Raw genomic sequence first — 12,437 nt, forward strand, 5'->3', positions numbered from 1 at the left:
CTCGAGGCTAAATACAGCCTTAATTCACCAACTGCAACTGAGCAAATTCTCCATACAGTGCGTTAGTTTCTAACAGTTCTTGATGACTGCCAATAGCGACAACTTGTCCTTTATCCATTACTACAATTTTATCTGCATTAATCACAGTGGCAAGCCGATGAGCAATAATCAAAGTGGTTTTGCCTTTCATTAATTCATCCAGTGCAAGTTTTACATGTTGCTCATTTGCTGCATCTAAAGAACTGGTGGCTTCGTCTAATAATAAAATGGGACGATCTGCCAAAATAGCCCGTGCTATAGCCACTCTTTGTTTTTGTCCACCTGACAACCGCACGCCCCGCTCACCTAAGTTGGTATCGTAGCCCTGTGGTAAGTCCATAATAAAATCGTAGGCTCTGGCGGCTTTGGCTGCTCGGTCTATATCAGCTTGACTGGCGTTAGGCCGGCCGTAACAAATATTGTCTCGTACCGAAGCGGCAAAAATCACCGACTCTTGGGGTACTAAAGCAAATTGCTCCCGAAGATTTTCTACTTTCAGTGTGCGAATATCTTTATCTTCGACCTTTATATCACCGCTCGTCACATCGTAAAAACGCAACAATAGTTGAAATAACGTAGACTTGCCTGCTCCGCTAGGACCAACCAAAGCAATTCGCTCACCACTATTGATACTTAAATTTAGATCCTTGATCACTGCTATTTCCGGAGATTCAGGGTAAGCAAAACTAACGTTATGCAGCGTTATATTGCCTTTAACCTCGGTGGATATCATCTGTGGATTAGGCGGGGACTGAATACTGGTTTGCGTATTGAGCAATTCCATCAAACGCTCACTGGCGCCTGCCGCTTTTTGCACCTCTCCAATAACCTCACTGATAGTCGCCACCGAACCACCAGCCATTACCGCATAAAACATAAAGGCAGTCAGTTCTCCCGCACTCAATTCACTGGTTAAAACTAACTGCGCTCCTAACCACGCCACAATTGTCACCGCACTTACGCTTATGGCAATGATACAAGCCACCAACAACGCTCGATATTTAATTCGTTGATGGGCTGCTGACATCACATTTTCTATGCGCTCAGCAAAACTTTGTTCATCGATCCGCTCGTGGGAGTAAGCTTGCACTGTGTGAATTTCGTGCAGGGTTTCATCCACATAAGCCCCTACGTCGGCCACTCTATCTTGGCTATTTTTTGAGAATACTCTCACCCTCGCACCAAAAAACCGAATAGGCAATAACACTATCGGCACCGCGATCAACACGTACAACGTCAAAATAGTGCTAGAAAACAGCATCAGTACTAACGCGCCAATAAAGGTAACTGAAGAGCGCAACGCCATAGACAAGCCCATTCCTACCACTGACTGCAGTAACGTAGTGTCAGCGGTAAAGCGAGATATCACCTCACCTGTACGAGTTTTAGCAAAAAAGGCTGGCGATAAAGTTAATAAGTGAGCGTAGACTTTTTGCCGGATATCAGCACTGACCCGTTCGCCGAGCCAGATCATCCAATAAAAACGAAAGTAAGTGGCAATACTACCAATTAGCGCTATGGCCAATACCGACAACACCATTTGCTCCAATTTATCACCATTACTAGCAATAAAACCTTGGTCTACCGCAAATTTAATGCCCTGACCTAATAGCAGCCATGCCCCGGCGCTAACCAAAAGAGCCGTCATGGCAATAGCCACTTTACCTTTATAAGGGCGAAGTTGGCCGAACAGCCATTTCATTAAACTACTGGTTTTTACTGATTGCACAATCATCTCTCTACATTAATTTAGGCTCTATTTTAAGCTCAGCTACTAATAGATATGGGAAATACTAAAATGGGGATTAAAACTAGCATAACGATAGATCATGACAATAAATAGGTATCGAAATGTTACAAGCAAAGCGTCAATCGTGTTCGGTGTTCAATATGGCCAAAATCAATACAAAAAAGCACAATACCAAGTTGAACAAAGGTATTTGTAAATTGGATGGCATGGTATAAATTAAACACACGGCGGGTATCCAAATCAGCCAGTTGGTTAATACTGTGGTAGGTATTTGCACTTTAATGAGTTGCCCTAAAAGAGGCCGCGTTTTGGCCCAATTAAACTGTTGGTCTTTCCACAAGTGAGCCAGAGTAAGCGCTGGGCAAGTAAATATCATACTAAACACAAATTGATCAAAAATGGTTTTTTTCGCTATCGTTTGCCAATCTGCACTATTGCCAAATAGGTGCGACTGAAAAATATATAACTCATTGACTAACCATCCTAAACTGCCCCAAACAACAACGTAAAACAGCAACTGCTGTAACGGCAAAAAATGAATACGGCCCTTAACCCACAAGTAAGTAAAAGGTACTACCCCCCCAAAAATAGCCGTAGATAGCACCGCATAACTTGCTCCATTTTTAGCCTTTAAATCTGCGAAAAATTGAAATACGCTAGCGGATGCAGGCCAATAGAAATAGCTAAAGCCAATAAATAAGGCAAAACACTGTAAACAAATTGCGGGTACAAAATTAACTTTTAGTGCCCTTTTTATATTCAGGGTCAGAAGAGAACGTGCTGGTGTCATTATTTTCCTAAGGGATACTTAGCATTGAGATAAGGCTAACTGGGTTTGTTGCTGCATGTAGCAATTAATTTTAGAATGAGAAGGGCTCCAGCCGAGTAAGAAGCGCTGAAAATCTGCCCACGCAAAGGCATATAAATACCGCCATTCTGCCTCAAGTTTAGCAAAATCTAAAACCACTTGATATTCAGACATTGCTTGCTCCAGTTGCGAAAAATACTCGTCGACAAGTATTGACGCGTTATGAGCTAGATCTTTAGCAGATAAACAACTGCCTAAAAAGTACGCTAAATCTTTAACTCCAACACCTTTACCCACATACTGAAAATCAACAGCAGCGATAGGGCTACGAATTGACTCATCTGCAAAACAAAAATTTGCTAGTTTAGCGTCGCCGTGCACAAGGGTTTGATACAGCCCTTTGTTCAACGTGGCATCGATTCTACTCGCCTCTGCTTTTAATACACCATCAGCCATTGCTGCCAGTTCATCTTGCCTATAGTCGCTAAATGCCAATATGTACCAACGGGCCACAGGTCATCAGCAGTAATATTTAAAAACTTGCCATGAAAAAAGGCTAACCACTTAATCACGGACTTAACTTCATTTAGATTTAACTCAGTCTTACGCTGTGAAAAACCAATTTGATCGACATCCTGTAAAACCATCAGCTTGCGTAATTGAGTATTGTTCTGCTCAAAAGAACTCGCAATCAAGCTTGGCACCTTACAAGAATCATCGCACTGCTTGGCATAATGTTGGTAAAAGCTAGCCTCAACTCGATACGATTTTAACTTTCGTTGATGGCTAGTTTCGCTATTCCACCCCGAGGATGGTTCATTTTTGTCGGCGGGTTAATATACTTAACAATTACATTGGTGTTTAACTTTGGACTAAAGTAGCGAGCAATTTCTCCGTACCCACTCCATAAAGTTTGTACCGTTTCCAATTTTCTCAGATGCTTATCGGCTAACAAATTTTGAACATTCTCTAACAAGGTCATAACCGATTTTCAGAATAGTGGAAACAGCTTGAAGTTTACCCATTTGTCCGCCTATTTGCCAAATTAACATTGAATATGATGCTATCAATCAGTAGCATGCTCGCCGTTCAAACAATCACTGAAGGCTAATTTATGACAAGTTACACAGGCAACATTCGAAAAATGCAAGTGAGCGCCAACTCAGACAACCTTGCTCAATATGTGTTGCCCGTAGGTCAGGATAAAATTCAAATGAATGCGTTGATTGGTCAAACCATTTCTATGCAATACACTGGGCAAATACACTGTGTGCATTGCGCGACCTTAACCAAGAAGAGTTTTAATCAGGGATATTGTTATCGTTGTCTGACTAAACTTGCTCAGTGTGACACTTGTATCATCAAACCTGAACTTTGCCATTACGATGCTGGCACTTGCCGCGAGCCTAAATGGGGTGAAGCAAATTGTTTGTCAGACCATTTTGTATATTTAGCCAACACCGGCACGATCAAAGTGGGGATCACTCGGCACGTGACAGACGGCGTATCGAGTCGTTGGATTGATCAAGGAGCCACTCAGGCCATTGCCATTATGCGGGTACAAAACCGTTTAACCAGTGGCCTAGTCGAAACGGCATTTAAGTCATTTATCGCCGACAAAACCAATTGGCGCACTATGTTAAAGAGCGCTCCAGAGCAAACTGATCTAGCAGCACTTAAAGAAAGTCTTTTGGAACAGGTAGAAAACGACCTAGACGAAATTATCGAAGAATATGGTTTTCAAGCCATCGAAATCACTGACTCGCCAGCCATTGATATTCACTATCCTGTGCAGCAATATCCAGAAAAAGTGAAATCGATAAATCTAGATAAAGACGGCGAATTCAGCGGTACGCTGTTAGGCATTAAAGGACAATATTTAATGTTAGATGGTGATCGCGTGATTAACATGCGTAAGTATTCGGGCTACGAACTAGCAGTGACGACTGCGTAAAATAAGCTTAGTCTTAAGGTCTGGCGGTAAAGGGCGTACAGCTGTAAAAGACCAATAAAATTCTTCTAGTTGTCATAATTGTCCCCCTATTCATATGTTTATACTTTATAGAAAATAAGTAATAACATAGATTTAGGGAGTGTTTTTTGGACAACGTAAGCAAACAAATTATTTGTATTAACTGGGGAAACAAATATGGTGCAGATTACATTAACCGACTATATGCCATGGTCGCTCGTAATATCACTCCCCCTTTCACTTTTACTTGCTTTACCGATAATCCGCAAGGTATTCGCCAAGATGTAAGAGCAGAGCCATTACCTTACTTAAGCTTTGAATTACCAAAAACCCAAAAAGGAATTTGGCCCAAATGTCGACTGTGGAATAAGACACTCGCCGACCTATCTGGCCCGGTCCTATTTTTAGATTTAGATGTAGTGATCACTGGAAACTTAGATTGCTTTTTTAGTTTTGGTAAACCAGATGACGTCATTCTTGCCCGCAACCCTAGCAACCCATTAGAAAAACTCGGACAAACATCTATCTACCGTTTTCCCGTGGGTAAGCTGGTTCCCCTATTAGATGAATTTGCTAAAGCGCCGTTAGACGTTGCTGAAACCTATAAATACGAACAAAGGTACGTCACCCGCAATGCCCCTGGTGGCGTTAAGTTTTGGCCTAAACCTTGGGTACTGCATTTTCGTCACCACTGCCGTCCAACTTTCCCACTGAATTATGTTACTCAAGCCAAATGTCCTGCTAGCAGTAAGGTCGTCATTTTCCCGGGAGACTTAAATCCCACTGATGCGATTCAAGGGCGTTATCATTCAGACGAGCCCATTAGAACTCGTCGAGAACACTTGCAATTGCTTTGGAAAAAAGGTCGCAACCGCTCCATTCCTGCCCATTTAAGACACTATATATTACCTACTGATTGGGTGGCCAATTTATGGAAAGAGTAAATATAAGTCGCCTTCACTGAGTATTCATATAACTGCCATATTAACTTCATGCCCGGATATTATTTTGTCCACAAGTTAAGTTCTAGAGAATATCCATGCCACAAGCAGTCAATATAATTTGTATGAAGTGGGGAACTAAATACCACGCTAACTATGTCAACACCTTGTATTCAATGGTTAGCCGCCACCTAAGCTTACCATTTAGGTTTGTATGCTTAACCGATGACAACACTAATTTGCGTGCCGAAATTGAAAGTTTGCCAATTCCCCAACTAGACATCCCCAATGGGCCAGAACGTGGCTGGGATAAATTAGTCACCTTTAGCGATCCACTTTACGACCTCAAGGGACAGGCGTTGTTTCTTGATTTAGATGTGGTGATTGTGGATAACATTGATTGTTTCTTTGCACACAACGCAGAGTTTCCAATCATTAAAGACTGGGTTAAAAAAGACGTCACCGGCAACTCGTCAGTGTACCGCTTTACAATTGGTAAACATCCTGAAATTTTAGAGAACTTTCGTCAAAATCATCACACAATTCGCCAGCAAGTGCGTAATGAGCAAGAATATTTATCTCAGTTTATGGCGAAACAAGGACAACTTAGTTATTGGCCCGAACACTGGTGCAAGAGTTTTAAGTATAATTGTATTCATAAAGGTCTAAACGCATGGTTTAAAGTCCCCAACAAGCCTGCCGATTGCAAAATCGTAGTATTTCACGGCAATCCAAATCCACCAGACGCTATTTTTGGCCAAGGGGGAAATGGTATCGAAAAGTATTGCCCACACCTTGGGTGGCAGAACATTGGCAATAACCTAAGGAAACGACTGTGCGTAAATACTTATATAACTTTCTAATCCGCTTAATCTTACCTTTGTTATTTTTGCGCTTATGGCTAAAAGGTAAAAAAACGGCTGATTATAGAGAAAGATGGTTGGAAAGATTAGGATACTTCAAAACGCGGCAAGACTACCGTAACGGCATATGTTTTCACTGTGTATCGGTAGGCGAAGCATTGGCTGCAGGGCCACTGATAAAGCAAATCCAGCAACAGTATCCTTACCTTGCGATTACCGTCACTTCGACTACTCCAACCGGCTCTGAACAAATCCGAGCCATATTCGGGGATAGCGTGTATCAAGTTTACTTACCTTTTGATACGCCAGGCGGTAAAGCGCTTTTTACGCCAACTACAACCCCGTTTAATCGTATTGGTCGAAACCGAGTTATGGCCAAATTTACTACACTTTGCCCATCAATTCAGTGTAAAAACCCTACTCGCTAACGCTAGGTTATCAGTTAAATCTGCTGCGGGTTACCGTAAGTTATCCCCAATATCTCGGCAAATGATGCATAAAATCACCCATATCGCAGCACATAACCTTCAAGATGCAAAACGTTTTATCGAGCTAGGATTACAGACGGAAAAATTATCTGTCACCGGCAGTATTAAATTCGATATCAATATTGACCATCAGTTACAGCAAAAAACTCAAGCGCTTAAAGCTGCTTGGCTGCCACCAGTCAACGGCATACAACGGCCAGTATGGGTAGCTGGCAGCACTCATGCTGGCGAAGAAGAATTAATTCTCGACGTATATCGTAAAGTTCAAACTATTTACCCCACTTTGCTATTGGTGTTAGTTCCCAGACATCAGAATCGTTTTGATAGCGTTGCAAGATTGATTGAGAAGCAACGATTTCAATTTGTTCGGCGAAGCGCCTTATCTTTAAGCACGCAACCTGAAGTAAACGCCCAAACACAAATTGTACTTGGCGATACGATGGGCGAACTTATACTATTTTGGTCGATTGCCAGCGTTGCTTTTGTAGGAGGCTCGCTGGTTGATAATGGAGGGCACAATCCATTAGAGCCGAGTTTGTTCAATATCCCGGTTATTAGTGGCCAGCATGTGCGCAATTTTAAACACATTTACCAATCTCTTGCCGATAGACAAGGCGTGGTGATGGTGTCGGACCAAGACCAATTAACTGCCACCCTATTGAAACTGCTCAGTGAACAGAGCTTTTGCCAACAATTAGGTAATAATGCAGCACAAGTCCTCAGTGAAAATCGTGGGGCGACAAGTAAGCTCAACCTACAAATCAACCAACTACTCGCGACATAACATAAATAACCTGAATCCTAGATAAGCCCCCCGCTCGATTACACTCTTTTTGTGTCTAGCGGCGTTGGATTGCCTAGCAATAACACGTTATTACGTACGACAATCCGCCTTGCTATACACGAAAAATTTCGTCACCGAGTAAGCCATTAAGTAAAGTAATGTGAATGAATAACTTTAAGCTGGAATGAATGCGGATCGATTCCGTTCAATTATTCATTCAATTCGGCGTTTATATCAAATCTTTGAAAAATCGCTCACCACGGGGCAAGTAATAATTGTTAGCATCTAACGACACAAGCACCTTCAGCGCTTTACCTTGAATTTCTTGCTCTGGAACAAAACCGATGTACCGTGAGTCTGAGCTGTTGTTCCGATTGTCTCCTAACACCAAGTAATGTCCGGCCGGCACCCTTACTTCAGCAAAATTATTAGCCGCATTTGGTATGGGGACAAATTGTACTAAATGTGCGGTGCCGCTCAGTGATTCAAAGGCCTTATAGGTGTTTTCGGTGAACTCGTATTGACTTTCAATGCCGTTAATCACTAAGCGGTTATTATGCATTGCCACAGTGTCACCTGACTCGCCTATCAAACGTTTAACTAAACGTGTATCGGCCTTTTGGGAGTTAAACACGACTATATCCCCACGCTTTGGTTGGCCAGTTTGCATGATGGCGATATCGGTAAAGGGTAACTCCAAGCGATAGGCTAATTTGTCTACCAATATCCTGTCGCCTTCAACAATAGTTGGCTGCATTGAGCCGGTGGGCACTAAGTACCAATCAGCAAAACTGCTACGCGATGTAAACAGTACTAATGCAAAAACGATAAAAGTCCAATTCTGTTTAACAAAACTACGCAAATTTAACGTCACGCTATTCTCCTTTTTGTAATATACCATCTATCTTGGGCGCTACACGTGTGTTGGCTAGATGGGTAAAGCCCAACTTAAATTGTTGAATTCGTTGCTCGATGGCGGTCTTGACCAAGAACATGTATCCCCAATAAAGTTAAGTGTTGACGACAACATTATCTTAAAACTATTTATCCTCAGACAATCAATCCACTTAATAGTTATTATTTTGAATGTAAGAGATTGTAACCAGAATATTTTGCGCATTTTTAGTACTATTTTTCAATTAGATACCGGCGAATTGCTGGTTTGTTAGACAAATTAATAGATTTAATTTAAAAATTACTTCATAATTTTTACACAAACACACAACCTTCAAGCAATATTTGCTTAACAACTAAATAACAAGCGGACCAAGGATAGGATAATTGTTGAACAATTTCATACTTTCAAAATTTGTCGCGCCATTAATTGAACTTTGTTCAGATTCTAATTTTTGGCGGCTGTATAAAGGTATGCTTAACCAACATATCCATCCAAATTTAGAATCTGCCGATGAGTCTCCGGCCAGACTAAATAATTTATTTCACTCTTTATTTACTATCCCCTATTGGCAACCTATTTTAGCATCAAGCAACATCAAGCCAGACATCATTGACAATAAAAATGCCTTTCAGTATTTAGCTTTGTTACCTATAACCTTCAAATCTACCTACAACAAAAATTTTCCAGATAGAATCACCTCAGCCCGGCATAAAAGCAGCTGGCAATTTCTTTCTTCCGCTGGCACCAATGATCGTATGACTGTTGTCACCGATTTTGTAAAGAGAGATTTTTTACGAGCATCTGAACACCTGACAATTAAACTTTCTCAAGGGCAACCATTTGGTCGTCGCACTGTGGATATACCGCCATCGGCGTGTAATGTAGTCTGTGGTCTAGCCGATGATGGGCCTGAACCGTTATTTAAATACCTATTCTGGCTAATCAAAAACAAACGCAGTTTCAATAGTGCGGCTATCAGTGACTTAAGAGGTCGAGTTGAGCGGCAGATTTTCTTGAAGCGAAAAACTCTATTGCCAATCGAGTCCAATGATTGGGCACATACTTGTATTCAGTTAGACAAATACCTAGAACAAATAACCCTAGAAAAAATTAATGTCATCAGAGGCTACCCGCATTTTTTGTACTGGTTAGCTAAGCGGGCTGCGCAAAAGAACATGCGTTTTCCTCATGTTGATGTATTGATCCCCTACGGTGGACTCGCGGGTGAATCCTTAGTTACCTATATTTGTAGCGTATTCGATGCTGATTTTGTCAACGCATATGGAACCGGCGAAGTGGGCTCTATAGGTATTTCAGCTAAAAATACTCATGAAATTGATGTTTATCAAAGTGTGGTTCACGTAGAAATAATCGATGAACAAGGTCACCCTGTCCCTAAAGGCCAACACAGGCAATATAGTCGTGACTGACTTAACCAATCAAGTGATGCCAATTGTTCGCTACAGTATTGGTGATATAGGCTATTTTACGCCTGAGCAAACACAGACCACTAAACAGAAATTACTTGTGCTGGGCAGAAAAGTAGAATCATTTCACTTAGAAAGCGGAAAATATGTCTATGCGAGGCAAATGCAAAATCTATTTTTTGCTATCGATGAAATCATTAATTTTAAAATAGAACGGCTGACAGCTAAGCTGTACAAAATTCAAGTGGTACTTTGCGAGCCGTCAGAATTAACAGGGCTTGCTGAACAACTGCAAGACATATTAGAGCTTAGAACGCCCCCAAAATTGAATATTGTTGAATTTATATGTCCTGAAAGCAGCGGTAAATATTTAGCCATTAAAGACTCTTACAACAAAGCCAAAACACACTAAAACAACACATATAAAGGATTATAAATGACACTGCAAAATGATGACTTAATCCAACAATTTCCCATTTTAAAACGAGACATGGGTGAACAGAGTAGACTTATTTATCTAGACAGCGCTGCTACCTCACTTAAGCCCCAATGTGTAGTAGATGCAGTAACCTCTGTGCTAACCAAACACACCGCAAACATTCATCGTTCGGTCCACTTTTTAGGGGATGAAGCAACGGAATTGTATGAAACATCTCGCGAAATTACCGCCATGTTTCTTAATGCCGACGCGAGTAACATAGTATTTTTACGCAACACAACAGAGGCGCTAAACCTAGTCGCTCGGTGTTTTGCCAGAAAGGGCCGCGTGATAACAAGTTATGCTGAACATCATTCTAATTATTTACCATGGGAAGATAAGGTACATAGATTACAAATTGATAGCGACGGTCAGGTCGACTTAGAGGAATTGGAAACAGAGCTAAGCAAAAACGACGTGTCGTTAGTCAGCTTATCGCAAATATCTAACGTCACGGGTAATGTGCTCGACATAAAAAAATCTGTGAGCTGGCCCACACCTATAATGCAAAAGTGCTGGTTGATGCGGCCCAATCAGCCCCACACATGGCTATAGACGTACAACAGTTAAACGTGGACTTCCTGGCATTTAGTGGCCACAAACTGGGCGCTCCCACTGGCGCAGGGGTGTTGTATGGCAAGATAGAATTGCTCGAGCAAATGGATATGTTTCATAAAGGGGGTCGACAGTAGAAAGTGTTAACACCGACTTAGTACAATTGAAGAATGCGCCCTGGAAATTTGAGGCAGGCACGCCTGCCATTGAATCTGTTGTAGGTTTATCAGCCGCCCTAGAGTTTTTGATGGACACTGGCATGGATAGAGTCAATGATATTTTCAGCCACCTATCTACCTATACTTACAAGAAATTAATAGAGAATTTCCCTCAAGAAAATCTAATAAGTCAAAAAGGCGAAACGAAAAATGGCCCATTCAGCTTGTGTTTTCCTAGGATATCCCCTCATATCATTGCCCGGGGTCTTAGTGACAGGTATAACATCTGTGCGCGCTCAGGGTTTCATTGTGCTCAGCCACTGCATCAACTGATAGGAAAACCAGCGTCACTAAGAATTAGCTTTTGGTTATATAACTCCGAACAGGATATTGACGAGGCTATTTATGGTATTAAGCAAATCGTTGACTTAGTGAAAACAACATAATGATTGATGGGGTTGAATTATACCTCTTCGCCTTCGTATTTATCGGCTAAGGTGTCCAATTCAGAGCATGTATAATCAAATCCTTTACCATCAAATAGGTAAGTGACTTTCACTGAATCTGAGCCGTTAAATAGTTTGGCTTTCACGTCAGCTACCGACCAGTGTTTTAGTTCGTTCAAAAAACGGTTAGCAACCTGCGCCGATTTAAAACGATAGCTAATTTCTGTTTGCATCATTGAGTCGGGGCTCCTTTACACTTGATACCTGTAAATATAGGTGCGAAAGTTTGTTCTATTTTAAACCATAGTCAAGAATAATTTGTGCTGACATACAACACAAGCCGTTACTAGATAAGTCTGAGCACTACTATCCTTGAGCCTAGCAAGCATACCAATCCATATTGATAAGTGACCTATTTGTATGCATCCAACGGTTTTGAACAAGGCATCGCTATGCAGCAATGGTTGCTCAAACTCGAAAGAGCATTGACTTCTTTTTGTAACAAGTAATTTAATTAAGCGTTTTGATTGAGTGCATGTAAATGCTCGCTAGGTGACGACTTATCATTACGTACTGGTTTAAAGTAACTTGAGCTCAGGTTAAGTACCATTATTTACCGAAAGGCTAAAAACTTGGATAGCAATAAACACACTTGCATAGCAAAATCCGCCTAGGGGCCCCCTTTACCTTTAGATGACTATCCCGTCGTACCAACATAGGTCACTGAAGAGAGCTTCTCTGATAATTATAATTAGCGCAACGAATTGAAAACACTAAGAATAAAAAACGGGAAACTTTCTAACCTTGCCATTTAGAATATCTAACACCTG

The 12,437-nt window shown here is 41.3% G+C and carries 11 protein-coding genes and 3 pseudogenes; 8 read left to right on the forward strand and 6 right to left on the reverse strand.

The window, feature by feature from the left end:
* Positions 1–19: 19 nt before the first annotated feature.
* The 4 genes and pseudogenes from RS130_RS20210 to RS130_RS20225 all read right to left on the reverse strand — a co-directional run.
* Positions 20–1,768 carry an ABC transporter transmembrane domain-containing protein gene (locus tag RS130_RS20210; RefSeq protein ID WP_316027419.1) on the reverse strand — a complete coding sequence of 583 codons (1,749 nt, stop codon included), beginning with the start codon at positions 1,766–1,768 and terminating at the stop codon, positions 20–22.
* Positions 1,769–1,907: 139 nt separating this feature from the next.
* Entirely contained in the window at positions 1,908–2,579 is a 672-nt protein-coding gene (locus tag RS130_RS20215; RefSeq protein ID WP_316027420.1) for a hypothetical protein, read from the reverse strand.
* A gap of 18 nt (positions 2,580–2,597) precedes the next feature.
* A complete protein-coding gene (locus RS130_RS20220; protein ID WP_316027421.1) occupies positions 2,598–3,092 on the reverse strand; it encodes an oxidoreductase family protein in 495 nt (164 codons plus the stop codon).
* A pseudogene (locus RS130_RS20225) lies at positions 3,035–3,325 on the reverse strand (hypothetical protein); the annotation flags it as partial. The gene RS130_RS20220 and the pseudogene RS130_RS20225, both read right to left, overlap by 58 nt.
* Positions 3,326–3,711: 386 nt before the next feature.
* Between RS130_RS20225 and RS130_RS20230 the strand changes: the two are divergent.
* From RS130_RS20230 to RS130_RS23615, 5 genes and pseudogenes are all read left to right on the forward strand, one after another.
* On the forward strand, positions 3,712–4,551 hold the full coding sequence (locus RS130_RS20230; protein WP_316027422.1) for a DUF2797 domain-containing protein: 840 nt from the start codon (positions 3,712–3,714) through the stop codon (positions 4,549–4,551).
* A 146-nt stretch (positions 4,552–4,697) separates the two neighbouring features.
* A complete protein-coding gene (locus tag RS130_RS20235) occupies positions 4,698–5,513 on the forward strand; it encodes a glycosyl transferase (protein ID WP_316027423.1) in 816 nt (271 codons plus the stop codon).
* A 122-nt stretch (positions 5,514–5,635) separates the two neighbouring features.
* On the forward strand, positions 5,636–6,373 hold the full coding sequence (locus RS130_RS20240; RefSeq protein ID WP_316027424.1) for a glycosyltransferase: 738 nt from the start codon (positions 5,636–5,638) through the stop codon (positions 6,371–6,373).
* Positions 6,346–6,919, forward strand: a pseudogene (locus RS130_RS23610) (3-deoxy-D-manno-octulosonic acid transferase); the annotation flags it as partial. The gene RS130_RS20240 and the pseudogene RS130_RS23610, both read left to right, overlap by 28 nt.
* A gap of 234 nt (positions 6,920–7,153) precedes the next feature.
* Positions 7,154–7,645, forward strand: a complete 492-nt coding sequence (locus RS130_RS23615; RefSeq protein ID WP_346433349.1) for a 3-deoxy-D-manno-octulosonic acid transferase — start codon at positions 7,154–7,156, stop codon at positions 7,643–7,645.
* A 229-nt stretch (positions 7,646–7,874) separates the two neighbouring features.
* On the opposite strand, the gene lepB is transcribed toward RS130_RS23615, so the two are convergent.
* On the reverse strand, positions 7,875–8,519 hold the full coding sequence (gene lepB / locus RS130_RS20250; RefSeq protein ID WP_316027425.1) for a signal peptidase I: 645 nt from the start codon (positions 8,517–8,519) through the stop codon (positions 7,875–7,877).
* A gap of 410 nt (positions 8,520–8,929) precedes the next feature.
* Between lepB and RS130_RS20255 the strand changes: the two genes are divergently transcribed.
* The 3 genes and pseudogenes from RS130_RS20255 to RS130_RS20265 all read left to right on the forward strand — a co-directional run bounded on the left by RS130_RS20255 (position 8,930) and on the right by RS130_RS20265 (position 11,607).
* Positions 8,930–9,973: a phenylacetate--CoA ligase family protein gene (locus RS130_RS20255; protein ID WP_316027426.1), complete on the forward strand. Its 1,044-nt coding sequence runs from the start codon at positions 8,930–8,932 to the stop codon at positions 9,971–9,973.
* Complete coding sequence (locus RS130_RS20260; RefSeq protein WP_316027427.1) at positions 9,966–10,382, forward strand: phenylacetate--CoA ligase family protein; 417 nt, start codon at positions 9,966–9,968, stop codon at positions 10,380–10,382. The genes RS130_RS20255 and RS130_RS20260 overlap by 8 nt, the downstream gene beginning before the upstream one ends.
* 78 nt (positions 10,383–10,460) lie before the next feature.
* Positions 10,461–11,607, forward strand: a pseudogene (locus RS130_RS20265) (aminotransferase class V-fold PLP-dependent enzyme).
* A 17-nt stretch (positions 11,608–11,624) separates the two neighbouring features.
* Here the strand turns inward: RS130_RS20265 and RS130_RS20270 are convergent.
* Entirely contained in the window at positions 11,625–11,840 is a 216-nt protein-coding gene (locus RS130_RS20270; RefSeq protein WP_316028107.1) for a hypothetical protein, read from the reverse strand.
* Positions 11,841–12,437: the final 597 nt, after the last annotated feature.

The sequence above is a fragment of the Paraglaciecola aquimarina genome (assembly GCF_032464635.1).
Classification (GTDB): domain Bacteria; phylum Pseudomonadota; class Gammaproteobacteria; order Enterobacterales; family Alteromonadaceae; genus Paraglaciecola; species Paraglaciecola aquimarina.